Origin of the sequence: Pseudomonas rubra, from assembly GCF_028656935.1 — a bacterium.
Classification (GTDB): domain Bacteria; phylum Pseudomonadota; class Gammaproteobacteria; order Pseudomonadales; family Pseudomonadaceae; genus Aquipseudomonas; species Aquipseudomonas rubra.
In genome coordinates this window covers 1-23361 of sequence record NZ_JAMDGZ010000041.1, presented here as the reverse complement: position 1 = coordinate 23361, position 23361 = coordinate 1, and the positions used below count along the sequence as shown (strand labels likewise).

The window sequence follows — 23361 nt, the reverse complement described above, 5'->3', positions numbered from 1 at the left end:
ACAGGTACCGTGCCATGCCCGATATCCCCGATACTGCACATCAGGTTTTTCATCAGCGCCGCCTGGAAGCGGCCTTGCGGCCCAGGCTGCAGCACTTGAAGGCAAGCGACTTGCAAGGTCTGCTATACAGCCAGCGGGCCATTTACCTGGATGCTGACGGTGCGCCGCTGGCCTGGTTCAGCAACAGCAGTGAAACCTTGCGCCAGGCCTTGCTCAAGGCCTTGAACCAGCAGCAGTCGACCCGACGCAGACTGGCCTGGCGGTTGGCGGGCCTGCACAATATCACCGATTTTGCCGAACCCTTGTTGACCCAGGCATTGCGTGAGCAGTACGGCGTGCAGGTGGACGTCAAGCTTGCCTGCTTACACCGCTGGGCCAGTGACTTTGAAGGGCCGCGCCAGGGCATTGGCGGGCGGCGGGTAGAGAAGGGGCCAGAGCGGCGGGTCAGTCTGCTTGAAGCAGCCTTGCAGAACTTTGAAGAAAACGAAGACTTTCATTTCAGTTTCATCAGCCGTTCCGGCAACCCGCTCGACAAGCTCGCCTTGCGGCCTGCGGATTTTGCTCGGTTGAGCCGCCAGCTTGATCTTGGCCAGGCCTACCAGAATCACCTGCAGCAGGTGTTCGACACCCCGAGCACTGCCCGGCAGCTCAGCCGGGACATGACTCAGGCCATCAGCAGCGATTTTCAGGTGACCTTGCAGCGGGCGCGGATGACCGGCGATATCAGCGCGTCGAGCTATCAGATGCTCCAGGCGCTAATGGCCCAAGGCAGCGCCACCCTCGATGGCAAAGCTGTGGCCTGCCGGCGTATTTCGATGCTCGATTGCGAGTTGGGCGATGTCTTGCTGATTGGCCCGCCAGCTGCTACCAGTGCGGCCACCGAGCGTTGTATTGCGTGGATGGCGGCGGTGCCATCGCAGCCGCTCAAGGAGTATGCATCGACCAGTGCCTTTGCCAGTGACCTGGCGGCCAAGTTGAAATCCGCAGACTTTTTCAGCGCGGTGGCGGCCAAAGTGCCACAAGGGCTCCAAGGCGTTTTCGCTCAGCGCGTGGACCGTGCCCTGTATGCGCCTGCGGCCGCAGCCGATGGGGCGATACGTGAGGCGCTGACACGGCCGCGTCTGGAGATCGTCGAGCGCACGATTCCTGGGCCGTTATGGACGACCTTGCAGGATCTACAGGTGCGCCGCCTGAAAGCCAATGCCCGAGTGCTGGCGGTACCGACCGGCGATGAGGATTACCTGACGCGGCTTGGCCGCCTGGAAGTCTGGCTGCAGGTCGGGGTCAACGTTCTCAGTGTTGCAGCCTTCGTGGTACCCGGTTTGAATGAGGTCATGCTGGCGGTGACCGGCGCGCAGATCATGGACAGCGTGTTTCATGGTGTGCACGCCTGGGAGCAAGGCGAAACCGCCGAGGCCGTGCAGCAGTTTGTTTCGGTGGGCCTGAACCTGGGCGCATTTGCCGGGCTGGGTGCTGTCGGTGCAGTGCTGCGGCCCTCAAGCTTTGTTGATGGCCTGGTACAGGTGGAACTGCCCAATGGACAAGCGCGGCTGTGGAAGAGCGACCTGAACGGTTATGCCAGCGACATCAGCCCTGGCGCCGATGTCGAGGCCAACGAACTGGGCCAGTATCTGCATGACGGTCGCCACTTCCTGCGTTTTGACCAACAGTGGTACGAGCAGCGCTACGATGCCCAGCGCCAGCAATGGCGGCTGGTGCACCCGAATGACCCCGAGGCCTATGAACCGCCGCTTGCGCACAACGGCGAGGGTGTCTGGACCTGGCATGGCGAGCAGCCGCTGAACTGGGAACGGCGTCAGTTGCTGCGGCGGCTCGGCGCTCTGAGCGACGGTCTGGACGATACGACGCTGGAGCGTGCAGCCGCCATCAGCGGTATTGACGAGGCGGCGCTGCGCCACCTGTATGTGCACCAGAACCCGGTACCTGCACTGCTGGCCGACACGTTGCAGCGTTTGCAGTTTCAGCGGCGTGCCAGCAGGCTGGTCGAAACCATCCGGGACGGTGAGCTGACAGACGATGAACTGGCAGCGCAACGTGGTGAGATTTTCGCTCGCCTCTATCGAGGCACGCTGCAGGGGTTGTCGCCAGGTGCGCTACGCCTGATCAGGGACTTTCCATCATTGCCTGCGCGGGTGGCCCGGGAGATCGAGAGCCAGGCCACGCTCAGTGAGCTTGAGCAATTGCAGCAAACCGGCGGGCGTGTGCCGCTGCGCCTGGCTGAAGAGGCGCGTGTTTACCAGCAACAGGTGCGCCTGTGCCGTGCGCTGGAAGGGCTGCACGGCGCCCGCCCGGACAATCTCGACAGTGAACGCCTGGCCCTGGGCTTGCTGGAGTCGCTGCCGGGTTGGACCGGCGATGTCCGCCTGGAACTGCGTGAGCACGTGCTCAGTGGCCGACTGCTGGCCGCCGTTGGCCGAGCCGATGGCGAACTCAAGAGCCTGGTCAACACGGGGCGGCGGTATTGCAGCTACGATGCCGTGGGCAACGAACTGTTTGTGGGTAAAGACTTCTATGCTGCGGTGCTCAGGGCTTTGCCCGATGCCGAGCGCAACGCGCTGGGCGTGCAGGTCAGCGACAGCCAGCCCTTGCAGCACAGGCTGCAGGCCCTGGCCTTTGCAGACCGCACGCGCAGCTCGCGGTTGCTCGGCCAGCGCCCGGCGCGGCCCTGGCACCAATCGCCCTTGCGCCTTGCCGACGGGCGCGCAGGTTACCCTTTGGGCGGCGCGGTCGGCACACTGGGCGGCGAAGCGCGCCGGCGTCTGGGCAGGCTCTACCCGCAGCTGGATCGCGCACAGATCGGCCGTTTGCTGGGTGAACTGCGCGAGACCGGTGTTGATGTGGCCGACTCGATCACGGCGCTGGAAAGTCAATACCGGCAACTGCAGGTGAAGCTGGACTACTGGGCGCGACCGTTAGCGCGCCACAGTACCCGCAGGGCAGTGGCCACACGCCTGAAAATGGCCTGGCAGCGCGGCGGTGGTGCAAGTCGGCACAAGCTCGACCTCAAAGGCCTTGACCTGACCGAGCTACCCACTTTGGACGCAACGTTCAGCCACATCACCGAGCTGGACCTGCGCTCAGTGAAAGACGGGGCGATTCCGTCTCGACTGTTCGACTGTTTCCCCAAACTACGGGCCTTGGGCCTTAACGATAACGCGCTGGAACAGATCCCCGCGTCGATCACCAAGCTGCTTGAGCTGGAAGAGTTGGCACTGACAAACAACCGCCTGCAGGTCAGCCAAACCCTGCTCGAACCGCTACGGCCATTGCGCAAGCTGAAGATCATCAGCCTGGCCCGCAATCAGTTGGGCGAACTCGCCGATGGCGCTATCGATACCCTGACCAGCTTGCCGGTGTTGACCCGGCTGGAGCTGCAGTCCAACCAGTTGCTGCTGGATGCGGCGCAGATCGACAAGCTTGCCGATTTGCAACTGAACTATCTGGATCTGCACGATAACCGCATTACCCTTGATGAGGCCGCAAGCACGGCATTTGCCAAGTTCATCTACCTGAACAAGCTGATCCTGCGCGACAACCCGCTGAGGCGCGCCCCGGACTTGAGCTTCATGCCCTGGCTCAAGGAGCTGGACCTGAGTCACTGCGAGCTGAGCGAATGGCCCCAGGGCTTGACCCGGCTGATGGATCAGAACCAGTACCAGTTGCGTTCGATCAACCTGGCTGATAACACCATCGAAGCGATTCCGTCATTGGTAGAGACCCGTTTTGGCCAGCATGTGCTCGAGTTCGGTCAGCGTGGCCCTCTATCGCTGCGCCTGGACAACAATCCGCTCAATGCGCAGGGTGTCCTGCATTTGCATGCCATTGGCCTGCCTCACGTGTTTTCAGGTGAAACCCATGCACAGCCGTTGTGGCTCAATGGCGTGAGCCAGGGGCGCCAGGACCTGTGGCGCGGGCTGTTCGACGAAGGGCGCAACCACGCGCTCAAAAGTGCCCTGAGCACCCTTGAACGTTCACAAGCGGTAAGAGTCGACTTGGCTCATGTCAATGGGCGGGTGTGGGGCATGCTCGAACTTGCCGGGCAGGATCAGGCACTGACCGAAAACCTTGAGGAGATCGCCGCAGGCTATCCAGAAACCTGCGGCGACGCCGGCGCCGATGTGTTCAGCGCGCTGGAGGTCGAAGTGATGGCCTACCGCCTTGGCAATGAGGCGGCCAGCGAACAGGGCAGGGTCGACACACTGCTGCAGCTGTACCGCCAGTTGTATCGCCGCCATCAGGTCGAGCGGATTGCCGACCGTATTTCCAGCGCGAGGCAGATAGCGCGGGATGTGCTGAGCGAGGGTGACCCCTTGGCTTATCCGCCACTGGATCCGCTGGATGACATCAGTGATCAGGACCTGTCGCATACGGTCGATGACATTGAGATTCGCTTGGCGCTACGTCAGGCACTGTCGGGCGCCAAGCGGCTGAACTATCCGGAGCCCTCATCAGGCATGCTTTATCGGCACACGGCCTATGTCAGCGACAGGCTCGCCAGGCGAGTAGAAGCGGCGGTGCGCGTGCTCGACACACCGCTGGGTCGCCGTGAATGGTTGCTTGAGCTGCCGGGTTGGTGGCGCTTTGTCAAACAGCGTTACCAGGGGCCGTTCATGGAGCTGAGCGAGCGCTGGTATCAGGGCTTGGAGTACGCCGATTATTGCCTGGGCGTCAGTCAGGAGCCGGTACGGGTACTCGATGACAGTCTGTTGAGCTACCTGGCAACCCAGGCCGGCGACGCCGACTTCACAGCGGCTGGCATCACGCCCGTGTGGCAAGACGAGGCGGGCAACCTGATGAAAAAGGACTTCAACGAGCACCAGTACAAGGTGTTTACCGACAGCCTACAACGAGGCAGGGCTGAGGCCGAACGCACCTTGCTGGCGCGTTTGACCCCGGTACTGGATTAACCGCCGGGCCTTGATCCGGTGGCTGCTTGCGGTCACCGGATTTGCCCTTCAATCCCGGGCGTGCAATGCCCGAAAGCCTTCGGCTTCCTCCACCAGCCAGTCGTGCACCGCCCGCGCGCCCGGATGGGCCAGGCCGCCGGGTGGGTACAGCAGCACGTAGCGCTTGTGGTTGGCGATCGGCAGGCCGAACGGCACGATCAAGGCGCCGCGTTCCAGCTCGTCGTTGAGCAGGGTGCGGCGGGCGATGGCCACGCCGATGCCGGCAATCGCCGCTTCGATGGTCAGGTGGTTGCGGTTGAAGGTATGGCCGCGGCGCACATCCAGGCCGCTGGCGCCGATGCCCGCCAGGTAAAACTCCCACTCCGCGTATTCGGAACTGCCGCGCCAGGCGGTGATGTCGTGCAGCAGCGGATAATGCGCAAGGTCCGCAGGGCCATGCAGCGGTGGCCGCCCGCGTAGCAAGGCCGGGGCGCAGACCGGGAAGATCTGCTCGTCCAGCAGCGGCGTTGAATGCATGCCCGGATAGCTGCCGTCGTTGAGGTCGATGGCCAGGTCGAAATCGCCTTCGTGCAGGGCCTGGCTGCTGTCTTCGGCCACCAGGCGTAACTGGATGTCCGGGTAGCGTTGTTGCAGGCGTGGCAAGCGCGGGGTCAGCCATTTGGCCAAAAACGAGGGGATCGAGCGCAGGCGCAAGGTGCCGCGAATTTCGCCAGCATCCAGGCGGCGCAGTTCGGCATCGATGCTGCCATAGGCTTCGGCGACGGTCTGCGCCAGGCGCTGGCCTTCGGCGGTCAGCTCCACGCCCCGGGCCCGGCGCAGGAACAGACGAAAGCCCAGGCGCTCTTCCAGTTGGCGGATCTGCTGGCTCACCGCGCCGGGGGTGATGTGCAGTTCTTCGGCGCAGCGGGTGAACGACAGGTGCCGCGCGGCGCAGGCAAACACGTGCAGCCAGACGTACATCTGACCATTCATTTGTCGCTTCATCGTTTAGCTCTGCTAAAGGCTTGCTTAGAAAATTTCGTTGGTCAAGGCGTTGGTGACCGGGCAGTATCGCGCAACTTGGCAACACCCATCAATTTTTTAACAGTGCCGTTGCGTGACATGGAATGTTGCCTCGGTCAGGCATTAGCATGGCTATCAGCGTTTTCGACCTCTTCAAGATTGGCATCGGGCCGTCCAGCTCCCATACCGTAGGCCCCATGCGTGCGGCGGCAACCTTCGCCCAGGCCCTGCGTGAACAAGGCGTGCTGGCCCAGGTGAGCCGGGTCGAGGTGCGCCTGTATGGCTCGTTGTCGGCCACCGGCGTCGGCCACGCCACCGACCGCGCCTGCCTGCTCGGGCTGATGGGCGAGTGGCCCGACCAGATCGACCCGCACAGCATCGAGCCGCTGATCGCACAACTGCAACGCAGCCAAGTGCTGATGCTCGATGGCAAGCAGGCCATCGCCTTTGATTGCGCGCGTGACTTGCTGCTGCTCGATGAAAGCCTGCCGTACCATCCCAATGCCATGACTCTGGAAGCCAGCAGTGCCAGCGGCTCGTTGCTGCAACAAACCTACTATTCGGTGGGCGGCGGTTTCATCGTTGAGGCCGCGCAAGTGGGTGAGGCGGGCAATAGCGCCGATCAGGTGCAACTGCCCTACGATTTTGCCAGCGCCGCCCAGTTATTGGCGCTGTGCAAGCAGCATAATTTGCGCATCAGCCAGTTGATGATGGCCAACGAACTGGCCTGGCGTGAAGAAGCCGAAGTGCGTAGTGGCCTGCTGAAGCTGTGGGCGGCCATGCGCGAGTGTGTCGATAACGGCTTGCGCAACGAGGGCATCCTGCCAGGCGGGCTCAAGGTCAAGCGTCGCGCGGCCAAGCTGCACCGCAGCCTGCAGGAGTTGGGTAAGCCCAACGTCATCGGCTCGACCCTGAGCGCCATGGAGTGGGTCAATCTGTTCGCCCTGGCGGTCAACGAAGAGAACGCCGCTGGCGGGCGCATGGTGACTGCGCCAACCAACGGCGCGGCCGGCATCATCCCGGCAGTGCTGCACTACTACATGAAGTTCAACCCTGATGCCTGCGATAACGACGTGGTCGACTTCCTGCTCGGTGCCGCCGCGGTGGGCATCCTGTGCAAGAAGAACGCTTCGATCTCCGGTGCTGAAGTCGGGTGTCAGGGGGAGGTCGGTTCGGCCTGCGCCATGGCTGCTGCCGGCCTTGCCGAAGTGCTCGGGGCCACGCCCATGCAGGTAGAAAACGCCGCTGAAATCGGCCTGGAACACAACCTTGGCCTGACCTGCGACCCGGTCGGCGGGCTGGTCCAGGTGCCGTGCATCGAGCGCAATGCGATTGCTGCGGTCAAGGCTATCAATGCTGCGCAGATGGCCTTGCGCGGCGACGGCGAGCATTTCATCTCCCTGGACCGGGCCATCCGCACTATGCGTGATACCGGCGCCGACATGCACGACAAGTACAAGGAGACTTCGCGCGGCGGCCTGGCGGTCGCGTTCGTCGAGTGTTGATCCCTTAAAAGAAGCAAGGCTGCGCCTTGCATCGCTGGCAAGCCAGCTCCCACAAGGATTGCACCATCCAGTGGGAGCTGGCTTGCCAGCGATGGGCTGCAACGCAGCCCCAGGCTTTACCTAGCAACAAAGCAGTTCGTTCATACGCAACAAAAACAACTACAAGGCAATATCGATGACTGATGTAAATAGCACCACGACCGTTCGTGTGGAATCGGCTGCGCCTGCGCAAAGCCGCGCCTGGAGCCGTCACGACACCACCTGGGTTCTGGGCCTGTACGGCACCGCCATCGGCGCCGGCACCCTGTTCTTGCCGATCAACGCCGGGGTAGGCGGCTTCTGGCCGCTGCTAGTGCTGGCGGTACTGGCGTTCCCCATGACCTTCTACGCCCACCGCGGCCTGACCCGCTTCGTGCTGTCGGGCAAGCGCGGCGCCAGTGAAGACATCACCGAAGTGGTCGAAGAGCATTTCGGCATCGGTGCCGGCAAGCTGATCACCCTGTTGTACTTCCTGGCCATCTTCCCGATCCTGCTGGTCTACAGCGTCGCCCTGACCAACACCCTGGGCAACTTCATGGAGCACCAGTTGCACATGAGCCCGCCACCGCGGGCGCTGCTGGCCTTGCTGCTGATCTGCGGCCTGATGATCGTGGTGCGTTGCGGCCAGGACATCATCGTCAAGGTCATGAGCGTGCTGGTCTATCCCTTTGTGGCCGCGCTGTTGTTGCTGGCCCTGAGCCTGATCCCCAACTGGAACGGCGCATTCTTCGCCCAGGCCAGCGAAGGCATGCCCCTGAGCCTGTTTTTCAAGACCTTGTGGCTGGCCATCCCGGTGATGGTGTTCTCCTTCAACCACTCGCCGATCATCTCGGCCTTTGCCGTTGAGCAGAAGCACCGTTACGGCGAGCAGGCTGACGCCAAGAGCGGCAAGATCCTCGCCAGTGCCCATGTGCTGATGGTGCTGACGGTGATGTTCTTCTGCTTCAGTTGCGTACTGGCGCTGTCGCCGGCCGACCTGGCCGCAGCCAAGCAGCAGAACATCTCGATCCTTTCGTACCTGGCCAACCACTTCCAGACTCCGGTGATCGCCTTCGTCGCGCCCCTGATCGCCCTGGTGGCAATCACCAAGTCGTTCCTGGGCCACTACATCGGCGCCAGCGAAGGCTTCCAGGGCATGATCGTGAAAACCCTGCGCAGCCGTGGCAAGCAGGTCTCGGCCAAGCGCCTGGAACAGATGACCGCGCTGTTCATGGTCATCACCTGCTGGGCCGTGGCGACCCTCAACCCGAGCATCCTCGGCATGATCGAGAACCTTGGTGGGCCGATCATCGCCTGCCTGCTGTTCCTGATGCCGATGTACGCCATGCACAAGGTACCGTCGTTGCGTAAGTACTCGGGCAAGGTTTCGAATGTGTTCGTGGTGCTGATCGGTTTGATTACCCTGTCGGCGATTTTCTACTCGTTCTTTGCCTGAGTGAATGGCTGCACACCGCTTTATGCGGTGTGCAGCCGACTGCCTAGAATGGTGCGGTGCCGGGGAAGGGCTGGTGCGGGCCGTTGCCTAGAAAATGGATAGCGTGTTTCGCAGCCAGTCCGGCAATCACTGGCCGATCAGCAGGCAGGTTTGCCGCGAATATCTCTTGCAGTTTTTGTGGGTCCTGAAGGACCAGGTCGACCGCTGCCCGGCAGGTTGACCAGAACCCGGTCGTGCCGATCAACTGGCGCAGTTGTCTGGTCAGGGCTTTAACTACCTCGGACTGCCCGGCTTCCCTCAAGTCTAACGCTGCCTGGGTTGCCTCTCGCCACGCCTCGCTGCGTTGCTCCATGCGCCGATCAAGTAACGACAGGTGGTCCTGTCGAGGCACCACCAGTCTGTCCTTAACCAGATATGCGGTATTGAGCGCGAAATAGCGAATCGTTGCCTGAGCCCGGTAGTCGCTTGCAGAAATCAACACCTGATCGACATTGTCGCTTTGAATCAATTTCTGCTCTTCATTGACCTGATCCCTGGACATGGATGTCAGTATATACAGCAGCGGCGGGCCTTCCTGCAGGAAGGCAGCTGTATCGGTTGGCAGCAGTAGCAAGGGCAAGTCCAGGGGGCTGGCATGTCGTTGAGCTTCATGGCAGTTGTGGTCGAGCAGGTAAAGGTGTTCCCAGTCCTCACTGGTGCAGCGGTCACCTTCCTGGCTCTGGCCCGTTTTCGCGTTCCAGACCCAGAGGCTATCGAGTAAAGGACGCTCGCAGAACGAACAGAAGTTGCCGAACGCGCTCACCAGCAGCCTGGCAGCGGGGACGTGTTGCAGTTGTGGTGGCAACGCAGGGCGTACAAGCGGTCGCATGGCGCACCTCGTTCAGGGAAGACTGTGGGTATTGGTCTGGGGGTAGTACAGCGAGTTCTTGGTCTCCTGGACAAAACGTGTGGCGTAGTGGGCGCCGTATGCCTGCATTACCGTCAACCATACTGCATAGAAGCCGGAGCTTGCCGCGCGCCGCGGTGTGCCCTTCCAGAGCAGGTCCAAGTCATATCCGCTTTGGGCGGTTCCCAACAGTCGACACTCCTCCAACGCATCGAACCAGGCCCGCGTGCGGTTCATCTGGCGTCGGTCGTAAATGCTCGAGGAGTCATCGTTCAATCCCGTCAGGTCGATGGTATCGGCCTCCACGGTGTCATGCGCGGCGCAATCCACAACGACGGTAACGGGAACGTCATTGAGCAGTGTGTGGTTGACTTCAATAGTGGCCAGGATCTGATGCTGTATCACATCGTAGGCCGTGAGTTGGTTGTTACCATTCACCGATGTCGCCGGGTCAAGCTCGATCCATCGGTTGCTGTCGTGATAGTGCAACTTGAGCGGCAACCGTCGATAGCAGTCTGGTGCAAGATCCGGCCAGATGTAGCAGTGGTACCTGATGGTATTACGCAAGTCCGTCTCATCGGGGGCATGTATTCCTGATGACTGGGTCGCTGTTATGCGGTCTGGTTTGTTGCCTTTGCTGGTATTGCAGGGGCCGCAAGCAGGAAGAAAGTTCTCCCAGGTTGTGGCATACATTGGGTAGGGTGCCTTTGGCACGGTATGTTCCACTTCCACCAACCCGGGCAGGGCAGTACCGCAGTAGGCGCAGAAAGCGCCCAGCTCCTGGGTCAAAGGCAGGGCAGCGGTTTTGTAAAGAGTGGTGACTCGCTGTTTGAGCCCTGTTACCAGGACGTCCTGTTCCACGGCTGTTACACCGGCGATGGGTAGACCTTTGGCGCGCTCCAGTAGCAGCTTCAGCACACGATCCAGATCGATGGTGTAGTTGGGCTGAGTGGCGACACCGTCGATCTTCTGCAGCAGGGCCGCAACAGCACCGCTGAAGCTCTGTGCTGCATCGGGCGCGTAACTTTGGTTGTTTGAGCTTTTTTTAACCGGACGCATGATGCAGCCCTCAGGTAGCAGACTGACATCCGTTCAGTGTAGCCCTCCGGGATCAGCTGTGCGCTGCACACTGATCCCGGTGCCTGGTGCCTAGCGCGACTCGCTTCTGAGCTTGGCGAAGTTTTTGCGCAGGTCTCTGGCCCAGCCGTCCAGCACGGGTTTGACGTTTTCCAGGGCCAGTTTGGAGGTGTCATTTTCCAGGGCCTCGCCCGTGCCCTTGCGCACCACCTGGGCCACCACCTTGTTGTTGCCGCCATCGAGGAAGGCCGCTTCGGTGGCGATGTCCACTTCCTGGTCGCGGCCGCCGGCGGCAGTGTTGACGGCGGCGGCCACCAGGGCGATGGGGATCACTTCGTAGGGTTTGAGGCCTTCGGTCTTGGTCGAGACTGCGGTGATCGCCGGGCGTACCACCAGCACGCCGGGGCCCGGGCCTTGGGCCAAGGGTAATTCGGCGCCCAGTTCACGCTTGAGCGCGTTGGTGTAGTACTGGGTGATCTGTCCCAGGGCCTGGGCCGAGATCACTGCGGTGGGCTGTGGTTTTGGGTAGAACTGGCTGGGCTCGATAAACACCTGGGTGAAGCGCCCAGCCTTCACCTGCGGATCGATCCAGCGCATCACCGGCTGCCCGGAGATGCTTTCGGCGGGCTTGAGGCGGCTGTAGTCCTTGAGGAATCCGGAGTATTGGCTGGGGTCTACCTGGTTACTGGAGCAACCGGCCAGAACGACCAGGGCGGAGCAGAGCAGGGTGGAGCGCAAGGTAGGCTTCATCGACTTTCGTATCCTTGGCAATGACCGCACGGGGCAGGGGAATGATCGCCAGAACAACGCTAGCAGCTCTTGGCCCGGCTGCAACTGTCAGTCCTTGACCAACGCCCGCAACGCCGCCTTCGCCTCAGGCGTATGCAGCCGTTCGATAAACAGCAAGCCTTCACGTTCAACCGTCGCGGCCAGCTCCTGGCGATGAGCATCCTTGAGCAAACGCTTGCTGATCCGCAGCGCTTCCTGCGGCAAGGTTTGCAGCCGTTCGGCCAGCGTGCGCGCCGCCGCCAGGCACTGCTCGCCATCCTCGTGCAGCTCGTTTGCCAGGCCCCATTCAACGGCCTGCTCGCCTGTGAGCAGTTCATTGCATAGCAACAAGCGCGCCGCCCGTGTGTGCCCGAGCACGCGTGGCAGCAACAGGCTGGAGCCAAATTCAGGGCACAGGCCCAGCGGCACGAAAGGCATGCGCAGCCTGGCCGAACGGCTGACCAGCACCTGGTCGCAATGCAGCAGCAGGGTCGTGCCGATACCGATGGCGGCGCCTGCCACCGCGGCAATCAAAGGTTTGTCCAGGGCCATGACCACCCGCATCAGGCGAAACACCGGGCTGTCCATGTCGCTGGGTGGGTTGTCGAGAAAGTCCTTGAGGTCGTTGCCGGCGCAAAAACACTGTGGTCCGCCGGTCAACAGGATGACCTCGACCTGGGCATCTTCAACTGCCGCCAGCAGTTGCTCGCCCAGTTGCGTATACATCGCCGTGTTCAGCGCATTGAGCTTGTCCGGGCGGTTGAAGGTCAGGGTCAGCAGGCCCTGGTGCAGGTCGCGGGTGATCAACTCGTTCATGGCTGGCCTTGGTTGTTGTAGGTATCAGAACGTCGGCGGGGTGATCACCCAGATCACCACCGCATCCACATCGCCAGGGTTGCCGTAACGGTGCGGCTCCTGGCTGGAAAAGCTGAAACTGTCGCCTTCGCTGAGCTGGAAATAGCGCTCGCCAACCCACAGTTCGAAACTGCCGGACAGTAAATAGCCGGCTTCTTCGCCATCGTGGCTGTAGCTCTGCTGGCTGTAGGTGCCCGGTGGGAAGCGCGAATGAAGGATTTCCAGCTGGCGGTTGGGTTGCGGGGTCAGCAACTGGTCGACGATACCGTCTTCGTAGTGCACGCTCAGGCGGCTGTTCTTGCGCACCACGTAGCCATTGTCTTCTGGCGCGGTGCTGGCTTCGCTGGCGAAGAACCATTGGATGGTCACGCCCAGGCTGCGGGCGATGTTGAACAGCGCCGGGATCGACGGGTAGGAGAGGTTGCGCTCCAGCTGGCTGATGTAGCCGGCGGTGAGTTCGCTCTGTTCGGCAAGCTCGGCCAGGGTCATGCCGCGGCGCTTGCGCAGGCCGCGGATGCGGGTACCGAGAAAATGGGCGGCGGCGCCTTCCTGGTTGGCCGCAGGCGGCGTCTTGCTGCTGTTGCTCATGGCGTGCTCCGAACCGCACTGTCAAAGCCCCGGAGTATAAACAGGCTCACAAGCTCCAGGCGACCTTCAAACCGTCGTAGACCGCCTCTTCAACCGTGCGTGGCGCCAGGCAGTCGCCGATGCGTTTGACCTCTACCAGGCCCTGCAGCTCGGCCGCTAGTGTATCGACCGGCTGATGGCCCTGACACAGCACCAGGGTATCGATGTTTTCGAAGATCATCGGCTCGCCGCTGGCAGTGTGCTGCAAGTACACGCTGGTGTCGTCGCAGCCGTACAGGCGCGCATAGGGGGTGATCGGGATGCCCAGCTTGTGCAACTCGCCGGCCATCTGGTCGCGCACATACAGTGGCAGGCTTTCGCCGCAGTGGGTGCCATTGACCGCCAATTGCACCTGGTGGCCTTCACGCACCAGGCGCTCGGCGATGCCCGGGCCGATCCAGTCGCAGCGCCAGTCGACCACCAGCACCGAGCGTCCGGGTTTGACCTCACCACGCAGGATTTGCCAGGCATCGACCACCTGCAATTCGCCACCGCGTTCAAAGGCGGGCCAGTAGGGTTCGGCGCCGGTGGCAACTATGACCAGGTCCGGTTGTTCACGTTTGACCACGGCACGGTCCACCCGGGTATTGCGCACGACCTTGACCCCGGCCAGTTGCATCTCGCGCTGCAGGTTGGTGCTGGCCCCACCGAACTCGGCGCGCCGTGGCAGCAGATGCGCGAGCAACACCTGGCCGCCGAGCTGCGAGCCGGCCTCATACAGGGTCACCTCGTGGCCACGTGCCGCCGCTACCGCTGCGGCTTTCATGCCGGCCGGACCGCCACCGGCGATCATCACCCGCTTGCGTGCAAGCGCTGGCTGCAGGGTGCCGAATTGCAGCTCTCGGCCGGTTTCCGGGTGCTGAATACAGGAGATCGGCAAGCCTTTGTGAAAGTGGCCGATGCAGGCCTGGTTGCAGGCGATGCAGGCGCGCACGTCTTCGACTTGATCGTTGCGGGTCTTGTTGGGCATCTGCGGGTCGCAGATCAGCGCGCGGGTCATGCCGCAGACATCGGCCTGGCCACGGGCGAGGATCAGCTCGGCTTCCTGGGGCTGGTTGATGCGCCCGGTGACGAACAGCGGGATGTCCAGTTGCGCCTTGAAAGTCCCGGCCTCACGGACCAGGTACGCCGCCTCGATGGCCATGGGTGGGACGATATGCACCGCACCGCCCAGCGACGCCGACGTACCAGCGACGATATGCACGTAGTCCAGCTCGGCCTGCAGCATTTTCACCGCTGCCAGCGATTCATCCTCGGTCAACCCCTCGGCATCGCGCTCATCGGCGCTGATGCGCAGGCCGATGATGAAATCGTCTGCTGTCGCCGCACGCACCGCGCCAATCACTTCGCGGACAAAGCGCAGGCGTTGTTCAAGTTCACCGTTGTAACCATCGGTGCGCCGGTTGACCCGTGGGTTGATGAACTGCGCGGGCAGGTAGCCGTGGCTGGCAACCACCTCGACACCATCGATACCGGCCAGATGCAGGCGCCGGGCAGCGGCGGCGTAACCGGCGACGATCTCGTCGATCATGGCCTGGTCCAGTGCTCGCGGCATCACCCGAAACCGCTCGTTGGGCACCGCCGAGGCCGAGTAGGCCACCGCCAGCAAGCCATCGCTGGATTCCATGATTTCCCGCCCGGGGTGAAAGACCTGCGACAGCACCAGGGTGCCATGGGCGTGGCAGGTCTCGGCCAGTTGGCGGTAGCCGACGATACAGGCGTCGTCGGTGGCCATCAGCACATGGGAGGTGTAGCGGGCGCTGTCGTGTACCCCGGCGACCTGCAGCACGATCAGGCCGACGCCGCCTTCGGCGCGGGCCCGGTGGTAGGCGACCAGGCGTTCGTTGACCAGGTTGTCGGTGGGCATCGAGGTGTCGTGTCCGCTGGACATGATGCGGTTCTTCAAGCGTTTGCCACGGATCTGTAGCGGTTCGAACAGGTGCGCGAAGGTCGACATGGGGGTCAGGCTCCAGCGGGGTGTTGTTATTATTTTTCTATGAAAGTGTACCGATAGTAAAAAATCAACTTGTTTTTTTACTTGCCTTTAACTAGCGTGCAATCACCCCGGGTCCTGGGGCGAACCTCACCACAACAAGAAAACGGACCACGCCTGACGTGGTACCGGCATGAGGAACCATTGATGAAATCGAACCTGCTCAGTTTCTCTGCCTGCCTGCTCGCCCTGAGCATTGGCAGCGCCCAGGCAGCACCGGACATGGTCGTGGTCGCCTATGGCGGCGCCGGCCAGAAAGCCCAGGATGCGGCGATCTTCAAGCCTTTCAGTGCCCAGGACGGCAGCAAGATGATCCAGAGCGAGTACAACGGCGAAATGGCCCGGATCAAGGTCATGGTCGATACCGGCAACGTCGACTGGGACCTGGTGCAAATCGAAGGCCCGGACCTGATGCGCGGCTGCGACGAGGGCATGTACGAGCGCCTCGACTGGACCCAGCTCGGACGTGCCGAGCAACTGATTCCCGATGCCGCCCAGGCGTGCGGCTCGGCAGTGCTGGTGTGGAGCGTGGCGATCGCCTACGACCGCAACAAGCTGGCCCAGGCGCCGACTTCGTGGGCAGACTTCTGGGATGTGAAAAAGATCCCCGGCAAGCGCGGCCTGCGCAAGCGGGCGGTGTACAACCTGGAGTTCGCGCTGATGGCCGACGGGGTCAAGGTTGAGGACGTGTACAAGGTCCTGGCCACCCCCGCAGGCGTTGATCGCGCTTTCAACAAACTCAGCGAGCTCAAGCCCTGTATCCAGTGGTGGGAAGCTGGCGCGCAACCGGCGCAGTGGCTGAGCGCCGGTGACGTGGTGATGACCTCGACCTACAGCGGCCGGGTCGCCGTCGCCGCCCAGGAGGGCAGCCCGCTGGCCCTGGTGTGGCCAGGCAGCCTGTATGGCATGGACTACTGGGCAATCATCAAGGGCTCCAGGCACGTCGACCAGGCCAAGCGCCTGATTGCCTTCGCCAACCAGCCCGATACCCAGGTACGCTACGTCAAGCAAATCCCGTACGGGCCGACCAACACCCAAGCCGCCGCCGCGCTTGACCCGAAGCTGGCGAGCTGGGTGCCGACCTCGAAACAGAACCTTGAAGGCGCCTTGTCGATGAACGTCGAGTTCTGGGTCGATCATGGCGATGAACTTGAAGAGCGTTTCAACGCCTGGGCGAGTCGCTAACCCCGATCGCCAGCCTGATTACCTGGGAACTACAACAATGAACTCGATCCCGCCTTGTGCTTTTACTGTCGAACAACGCCTGCGCCAGGAACTGGCCGCCTGTTATCGATTGATCGCGCACTTTCGCATGACCGACCTGATCTTCACCCATATCTCGGTGCGCATTCCCGGCCCTGAGCATCACTTCCTGATCAACCCCTACGGCTTGATGTTCGATGAAATCAGCGCCTCGAACCTGGTCAAGATCGACTTGCAGGGCAACGCGGTCGAGGCTTCGCCGCACCCGGTCAACCCGGCCGGTTTCGTCATTCACAGTGCCATCCATGGTGCCCGTGAGGATGCCCAATGTGTACTGCACACTCACACCAAAGCCGGTTGCGCGGTAGCGGCGCTCAGGTGCGGGTTGTTGCCGGTCAATCAGATTTCCATGGAGTTTCATGGCAAGGTCGCCTACCACGACTACGAGGGCATCGCCCTGGATCTGGCCGAGCAGCAGCGCCTGGTGCATGACCTGGGCGACAAGGCGGTGCTGATATTGCGCAACCATGGGCTGCTCAGTGTCGGCCGCAGCGTCAGCGAGGCGTTCCTGCGCATGTACTACCTGGAGAAAGCCTGCGAGATCCAGCTTGCGGCGATGGCTGCCGGTGAACTGGTGTTGCCATCGGAGCAGGTCTGCGCCCATACCGAACGCCAGTTCAACGAACCGGCGCGGGCCTTGAAGGAAGGTGAGTTGAGCGACCCGGACGGTATGCAACTGGCCTGGTCGGCCTTGCTCCGGTTGCTGGAGCGGGTGGCGCCGGGCTATCGCGACTGATCCGTAGTTGTTGTACATTCGTTCAATAGCATCGCGGGGCAAGCCCGCTCCCACAAACCTGTGGGAGCGGGCTTGCCCCGCGATAAGTCCACCGCTTGACGAGAAAGCCCATGTCCCAGGAAGCCCGTTACAGCCGTATGGTCCCGGAGTTGCGCAAGGCCAACCTGGTCGAGGCGACCCTGATGTGCCTCAAGCGCCACGGCTTCCAGGGCGCTTCGATCCGCAAAATCTCCGCCGAGGCCGGGGTTTCGGTGGGGCTGATCAGCCATCACTATTCGGGCAAGGACGAACTGGTCGCCGAGGCCTACCTGGCGGTCACCGGCCGGGTGATGGGCCTGATCCGCGACGCCATGGCCCAGGCCGCACCCAATGCCCGTGAACGGCTGTCGGCGTTCTTTCGTGCCTCCTTCTGCGCCGAATTGCTCGACCCGCAGTTGCTCGATGCCTGGCTGGCCTTCTGGGGCGCGGTAAAAACCGCCGAGGCGATCAATCAGGTGCACGATCACTCCTATGGCGAGTACCGCAACGAGTTGCGCCGGCTGCTTGCCGCGCTGGCCGAGGAGGGTGGTTGGCCGGCCTTCAATGCCGACCTTGCGGCCATCAGCCTCAGCGCCTTGCTCGATGGTTTGTGGCTGGAGTCGGGGCTCAACCCTGGCACCTTCACCCCGGAGCAGGGCGTGCAGATTTGCGAGGCCTGGGTCGATGGCCTGGAAGCCGGTGGCCGTCGGCGCTTCACCCTGACCGAGGGTTGTTGATCGGTCGTTCAGTAATCGTTACGCTGCTGTCGCGGGTTTCACCACAACACTAATAACAAGAGACAACACGCCATGACGCCTCGGGTCCTGGTCGTCGATGACGATCCGCTCATTCGCGACTTGCTGCACGCCTACCTGTCCCAGGAAGGCTACGACGTGCACTGCGCCGCCACGGCAGAGCAAGCCGAACATTTTCTTGCCGAGCAGGCTGTCGACCTGGTCATGCTCGACATCCGCCTGCCGGGCAAGGACGGCCTGACCCTGACCCGTGAACTGCGGGTGCGCTCGGAAGTCGGCATTATCCTCATCACCGGGCGCAACGACGACATTGACCGTATCGTCGGCCTGGAATGCGGCGCCGACGACTACGTGATCAAACCGCTGAACCCGCGCGAGCTGGTGTCGCGGGCCAAGAACCTGGTGCGCCGGGTGCGCCACGCCCAGGCCAGCAAAGCGCCCAGCGCCGCCCAGCATCCGCTCAAGCAGTTCGCCGGCTGGGCCCTGGATACTGACCGCCGGCGGCTGATCGATGTACAGGGCGCTGAAACCCTGCTGACCCACGGCGAATTCCAGCTGCTCAGTGTGTTCCTGCGCAACAGCGGCCATACCCTGAGCCGCGACCAGTTGATGGACCAGATCCGCAACCGCGAATGGGTGCCCAACGACCGCTCCATCGACGTGCTGGTCGGCCGCCTGCGGCGCAAGCTGCACGATGACCCGGCCGAGCCGCAGCTGATCATCACCATTCACGGCGCCGGTTACCTGTTCACTGCCAGCGTGGCGGCCTGACGGCATGTGGCGGCTGCTCTGGCTCACCTTGTTGCTGCCGGGTGCCCAGGCTGCCGAACGTGTGCGCTATTGCGATTCCCCGGTGTACCCGCCGATTTCCTGGAGTGACGGTAAGCAGGTGCGCGGTCTGGCGCCGACGGTGGTGCGCCAGCTGTTCGCGCGCCTGGGCTATGAGGTGGAGATCGTCGTGCTGGGCAACTGGAAGCGCTGCCTGCTCGATGCCGCCCAAGGGCGGGTCGATGTGGTGCTGGCCTACAACAGCGACCAGCGCGATCAGGCCATGCGTTTTTCCACGGTGCCGGTGCTGCGCGAGGAAGTGGCGGTGTTCTACAACCGCCAGCGGCCGGTGCAGTTCGAGGGCCTGGAAGACCTGGCCCGCTACCGTGGCGGGCTGTTGTTCGGGGAAAGCTACGGGGCCGACTTCGACCGCTTCGTCGCCCGCCACCAGAACATCGAGTGGGTGTCTTCCAGCCAGCAGAATTTTGGCAAGCTGATCCGCGGGCGCATTGATTTTGTCATCCAGGAACGGCGCACCGGCCAGTTGTTTGTCGAGCACCTGCCCGGCGCCGAGGCCATCCAGGCCTTGCCGGCAGCGCTCAGTGTCGACTACCTGCGCGTTGCCGTGTCGCGGCATTCACCACTGAGCCTGCACATGGCGCAGATCGACGAGCAACTGCAGCGCATGCACGACAGCGGTGAAATCCAGCGCTGGCTGGAACAGAGCGAAGTCACTTACCGTGACATGGCCAACCTGCCGGCAGACGCCCGATGATCCGCCTGCAACCCGGTGGCCTGCTGCGGCGCCTGCTGCTGTTCATTCTGTTGTTCAGCCTGTGCTTCACCGTGCTGGCCAGCACCGTGCAGCTGTATTTCGAGTACCGCCGCGAGATGCGTGACATCGATGCGCGTATGGCATTGATTCGCGCCGGTTACCTGGCGAGTCTTGAGCGCAGCCTCTGGGACCTCGACCAGGAGCAACTGAATGTGCAGTTGCGCGGCCTGGTGGACTTCTCCGATGTGGCGCGGGTGCGTCTGAGCAGTAGCGATTTCAACTTGCTGCAGGGCGAGGCGAACCCCCAGGGGCCGCTGCGCATCGAGCGCTTCGCCTTGGACTATCAACCGCCTTCGGGGCCGTTGCGCCACCTTGGCGAGCTGGAAGTCAGCATCGATTTGGGCGCGGTGCACCGGCGCCTGTTCGCCACCGGCTTGACCAGCCTGCTGTGGATGAGCGTGTTTCTCTGCGGCCTGGCGGTGGCGTTGTCGGGGTTGTTCTATCGCCTGGTCACCCGCCACTTGCAGGTGATGGCCGAATTCGCCCGCCGGGTCGGGGCCGGCGACTGGCAGGAGCCGCTGCGCCTGGATAAGCGCCGTTCGGCTCGCGACGATGAAATCGACACCGTGGCCCATGCCCTGGACGACATGCGCCGGGCGATCCTCAGTGACATCGAGCGCCGCGAGAGCGACCGCCTGGCCTTGCAGGACAAGCGCGATGAGCTGCAGAAAATGGTCGAGCGGCGTACCGCCAGCCTGATGCGCGCCAAGGACGAAGCCGAAGCGGCAAACCTTGCCAAGTCGCGTTTTCTGGCAACCATGAGCCACGAGCTGCGCACCCCGCTCAATGGCATTCTGGGCATGGCCGAGCTGCTGCGCGAAGCCAATCTCGATGCCCGCGACAGCAAGCGCCTGGATGCCCTGTACAAGGCCGGCGAAGGCTTGCTGAGCATCCTCAACGAGGTGCTGTACTTCGCGCGCCTGGAAGAGGGTGAAAGCCACCCCGAAGCCGTGGATTTTTCCCTGCGCCAGTTGTGCGAGGAGGTCATGACCCTGCTCGAGCCCCGGGCGCTGGACAACCACAGCGTGCTGCTGTGCCGCATTGATCTGCGCCTGGCCGAGCGTCACCACGGCGCCGAACAGTTCCTGCGCCAGGTGCTCAGCAACCTGCTGGCCAATGCCATCAAGTTCACTGAGGCCGGTGAAGTCAGTGTCGAGGTCCAGGTACTGGAACAGGAACAGGGCCGCCAACAGGTGCGGATCAGTGTCCACGACAACGGCATCGGCATCGCCCCGGCAGTGCAAGGGCGGATTTTCGAGCGTTTTGTCCAGGCCAGCGAAGCCGTGGCCCGCCGCTACGGCGGCACCGGCCTGGGCCTGGCGATCTGCAAGCACCTGGTGGAGCTGCTCGGCGGGCGCATCGGCCTGGAAAGCATCGAGGGGCAGGGCAGTTGCTTCTGGTTCGAACTGAGCCTGCAAACGGCGACGGCAACACCTGTCGAGCAGGTGCCCGGCGTGGACATCCGCGCCCTGGAGATCCTGGTGGTCGAAGACGTCGAGCTCAACCGCGAGGTGATCCGCGGCTTGCTTGCGCGTGACGGCCACCGGCTGTGGCTGGCCGAGGACGGCGAACAGGCCATGGATTTGTGCAGGCAACGTCGTTTTGACCTGATCCTGCTCGATGTACACCTGCCGGGCATCAGCGGTGTCGAGCTGTGCCGGCACATTCGCCAGAACCCGGGGCCAAACCGCGAGTGCCGGATCCTGGCCCTGACCGCCAGCGTGCAGCCGGCGCTGGTGCGCGGGTACCTTGCGGCGGGCATGCAGGGCATCCTGGCCAAGCCGCTCAAACTCGACAGCTTACGCCAGGCATTGGTGCAGCAGGTGCCGGTGGTCGAGGCCGTGGTGGCCGGGCAGGGCATGGACTGGGCGTTGCTCGATACCCATCGCAGCTTGCTCGGCGAGCAGAAAGTCCAGGGTTTGCTGATGGTGCTGCGCGATGCCATCGAACAGCAGCGGGGTGCCCTGGCCGAGGCGCTCAAGGCCGAGGACTGCACCGATGTCGCCCACCTGGCGCATCGCCTTGCCGGGAGCAGTGACTCCCTGGGGTTTCGTGGCCTGGCGACGGTTCTGCGCGAGGTGGAAGAGGCGGCGCTGAGCAAGAACCAGACGGCCTTGCATACCCTGCAAGCGCCCTTGGCCGAGCAGTTGCGCCTGGCCTGCGACACCCTGAAACAGCTGATCCAGGGCTGACGTACAAAAACCTTACGACTTTTTACATCTTCGATCTTTACGTACAACGCCAGCTTACATCGCTTTCCAATAATCGACCTCAACCGCACTGCACGCGGTCTTCGAAGCTTATTGGAGATAATAATAATGAACTGCCGTAAAGCTCAGCCGTCCCCGCACCATCGCCTGTCCCTCCCGCGCTTCAACCACTGTTGAGGTGCTGTCATGACTGATTCTACTGACCGTAAAGGCATCCACCTGACCCGTGCGCTGAAAAGCCGGCACATCTTCATGCTGTCGTTGGGCGGGGTGATCGGCACCGGGCTGTTCATGGGCTCGGGGGTAACCATCAACCAGGGCGGGCCGGTGGGCGCGATCCTTGCCTACCTGGTGGCGGGCTTTCTCATGTACTTGGTGATGGTCTGCCTGGGCGAGCTGTCGGTGCAGATGCCGGTGTCCGGCTCGTTCCAGGCGCACGCCACTAAATTCATCGGCCCGGCCACCGGCTTTATGATCGGCTGGGTGTACTGGATGAGCTGGGCCACCACCGTGGGCCTGGAGTTCACCGCCGCTGGCATGCTGATGGTGCGCTGGTTCCCCGAAGTGCCGATCTGGTACTGGTCGGCGCTGTTCGTGGTGGTGCTGTTCGGCCTCAACGCCCTGGCTACCCGTGCCTTTGGTGAAGCCGAATACTGGTTCTCGGGGATCAAGGTGGCGGCGATCCTGGGCTTTATCATTGTTGGCGTGCTGGTGATCTTCGGCGCGATCCCGCTGACTAGCGGCGAACCTGCGCCGATGATGAACAACTTGATTGGCGACTCGCTGTTCCCCAATGGCCTGTCAGCGGTGTTCGCGGTGATGATGACCGTGGTCTACGCCTTCCAGGGCTGCGAGATCATGGGCGTGGCCGCCGGTGAGACCGACCAGCCGGAGAAGAGCATCCCGCGCGCCGTGCGCAACGTGGTGTTCCGCGTGTTGATCTTCTACGTTCTGGCCATTGTCGTACTGTCGGCGATCGTGCCGTGGCAGCAGGCGGGCCTGATGGAAAGCCCGTTCGTACAGGTGTTCGACATGGTCGGCATTCCGTACGCGGCGGACCTGATGAACTTCGTCATCCTCACCGCGATTCTCTCCGTGGGCAACTCCGGCCTGTATGCCTCTACGCGCATCCTCTGGGCCATGTCCAAGACCGGCATGGCGCCGAAAAGCCTGTCGCCCCTGAGCAAGCGCGGAGTGCCGCTGCGCGCCCTGAGCATCACCCTGTGCTTTGCCCTGGTGTCGCTGATGACCAGCTTCATCGCCGCCGACACTTTGTTCATGGTGCTGATGGCGGTGAGCGGTATGTCTGGCACCGTGACCTGGATCGTCATTGCCCTGGCCCAGTACAAGTTCCGCCGCGCCTACCTGCGTGAGGGCGGCAAGCTCAGCGAGCTGAAGTACCGAGCGCCGCTGTACCCGCTGGTGCCGCTGCTGTGCATCACCCTGTGCAGTTCGCTGTTCGTGTTCCTGGCAATGGATGAGACCCAGCGGCCGTCGTTGTACTGGGGTTTTGGTTTCATTGCAGTGTGTTACGCGGCGTACTTCATCATCAATCGCAAGCGTCAGGTGGTGTTGGCGCCGTCGGTGTAGGCCTTTCGCGGGGCAAGTCGGCCGCCGCACCGCCGCTCCCACAGGTTGGATTCTGTGGGAGATTCTATGGT

Annotated in this window: 17 protein-coding genes; 10 read left to right on the top strand and 7 right to left on the bottom strand. The window is 62.6% G+C overall.

Going from position 1 to position 23361, the window contains the following annotated elements; translation table 11 throughout:
* Nucleotides 1–14: 14 nt before the first annotated feature.
* Entirely contained in the window at nucleotides 15–4928 is a 4914-nt protein-coding gene (locus tag M5G17_RS18235; RefSeq protein WP_273894317.1) for a dermonecrotic toxin domain-containing protein, read from the top strand.
* Between the two features lie 48 nt (nucleotides 4929–4976).
* Here M5G17_RS18235 and M5G17_RS18230 read toward each other — a convergent pair whose 3' ends face one another.
* Nucleotides 4977–5912, bottom strand: coding sequence for a LysR substrate-binding domain-containing protein (locus tag M5G17_RS18230; RefSeq protein ID WP_273894316.1), 936 nt, complete (start codon nucleotides 5910–5912; stop codon nucleotides 4977–4979).
* Nucleotides 5913–6058: 146 nt separating this feature from the next.
* Between M5G17_RS18230 and M5G17_RS18225 the strand changes: the two genes are divergently transcribed.
* On the top strand, nucleotides 6059–7435 hold the full coding sequence (locus tag M5G17_RS18225) for an L-serine ammonia-lyase (protein ID WP_273894315.1): 1377 nt from the start codon (nucleotides 6059–6061) through the stop codon (nucleotides 7433–7435).
* Between the two features lie 175 nt (nucleotides 7436–7610).
* Nucleotides 7611–8909, top strand: a complete 1299-nt coding sequence (locus M5G17_RS18220; RefSeq protein WP_273894314.1) for a serine/threonine transporter — start codon at nucleotides 7611–7613, stop codon at nucleotides 8907–8909.
* Nucleotides 8910–8952: 43 nt separating this feature from the next.
* Here M5G17_RS18220 and M5G17_RS18215 read toward each other — a convergent pair whose 3' ends face one another.
* From M5G17_RS18215 to M5G17_RS18190, 6 genes are all read right to left on the bottom strand, one after another.
* Nucleotides 8953–9777, bottom strand: coding sequence for a hypothetical protein (locus M5G17_RS18215; protein ID WP_273894313.1), 825 nt, complete (start codon nucleotides 9775–9777; stop codon nucleotides 8953–8955).
* 12 nt (nucleotides 9778–9789) lie between these two features.
* On the bottom strand, nucleotides 9790–10854 hold the full coding sequence (locus tag M5G17_RS18210; protein WP_273894312.1) for an HNH endonuclease: 1065 nt from the start codon (nucleotides 10852–10854) through the stop codon (nucleotides 9790–9792).
* A gap of 90 nt (nucleotides 10855–10944) precedes the next feature.
* Nucleotides 10945–11622: a DUF3313 family protein gene (locus tag M5G17_RS18205; RefSeq protein ID WP_273894311.1), complete on the bottom strand. Its 678-nt coding sequence runs from the start codon at nucleotides 11620–11622 to the stop codon at nucleotides 10945–10947.
* Nucleotides 11623–11709: 87 nt separating this feature from the next.
* Nucleotides 11710–12456, bottom strand: coding sequence for an enoyl-CoA hydratase-related protein (locus M5G17_RS18200; protein ID WP_273894310.1), 747 nt, complete (start codon nucleotides 12454–12456; stop codon nucleotides 11710–11712).
* Nucleotides 12457–12480: 24 nt separating this feature from the next.
* Nucleotides 12481–13083, bottom strand: coding sequence for a cupin domain-containing protein (locus M5G17_RS18195; RefSeq protein WP_273894309.1), 603 nt, complete (start codon nucleotides 13081–13083; stop codon nucleotides 12481–12483).
* 46 nt (nucleotides 13084–13129) lie between these two features.
* Nucleotides 13130–15079, bottom strand: a complete 1950-nt coding sequence (locus M5G17_RS18190; RefSeq protein ID WP_273894308.1) for an oxidoreductase — start codon at nucleotides 15077–15079, stop codon at nucleotides 13130–13132.
* 183 nt (nucleotides 15080–15262) lie between these two features.
* On the opposite strand from M5G17_RS18190, the gene M5G17_RS18185 reads away from it, so the two are divergent.
* The 7 genes from M5G17_RS18185 (at nucleotide 15263) to M5G17_RS18155 (ending at nucleotide 23290) form a co-directional block, all read left to right on the top strand.
* Nucleotides 15263–16300, top strand: a complete 1038-nt coding sequence (locus M5G17_RS18185) for an ABC transporter substrate-binding protein (RefSeq protein WP_273894307.1) — start codon at nucleotides 15263–15265, stop codon at nucleotides 16298–16300.
* Nucleotides 16301–16337: 37 nt separating this feature from the next.
* On the top strand, nucleotides 16338–17114 hold the full coding sequence (locus M5G17_RS18180) for a class II aldolase/adducin family protein (RefSeq protein WP_273894306.1): 777 nt from the start codon (nucleotides 16338–16340) through the stop codon (nucleotides 17112–17114).
* Between the two features lie 110 nt (nucleotides 17115–17224).
* Entirely contained in the window at nucleotides 17225–17869 is a 645-nt protein-coding gene (locus M5G17_RS18175; protein WP_273894305.1) for a TetR family transcriptional regulator C-terminal domain-containing protein, read from the top strand.
* A gap of 72 nt (nucleotides 17870–17941) precedes the next feature.
* A complete protein-coding gene (locus tag M5G17_RS18170; protein ID WP_273894304.1) occupies nucleotides 17942–18658 on the top strand; it encodes a response regulator in 717 nt (238 codons plus the stop codon).
* Between the two features lie 4 nt (nucleotides 18659–18662).
* The gene (locus tag M5G17_RS18165) at nucleotides 18663–19430 is read left to right on the top strand and encodes a substrate-binding periplasmic protein (RefSeq protein WP_273894303.1); all 768 of its coding nucleotides are present in this window, start codon (nucleotides 18663–18665) and stop codon (nucleotides 19428–19430) included.
* The gene (locus M5G17_RS18160) at nucleotides 19427–21682 is read left to right on the top strand and encodes an ATP-binding protein (RefSeq protein WP_273894302.1); all 2256 of its coding nucleotides are present in this window, start codon (nucleotides 19427–19429) and stop codon (nucleotides 21680–21682) included. Before M5G17_RS18165 ends, M5G17_RS18160 begins: the two co-directional genes overlap by 4 nt.
* A gap of 204 nt (nucleotides 21683–21886) precedes the next feature.
* The gene (locus M5G17_RS18155; RefSeq protein ID WP_273894301.1) at nucleotides 21887–23290 is read left to right on the top strand and encodes an amino acid permease; all 1404 of its coding nucleotides are present in this window, start codon (nucleotides 21887–21889) and stop codon (nucleotides 23288–23290) included.
* Nucleotides 23291–23361 lie beyond the last annotated feature (71 nt).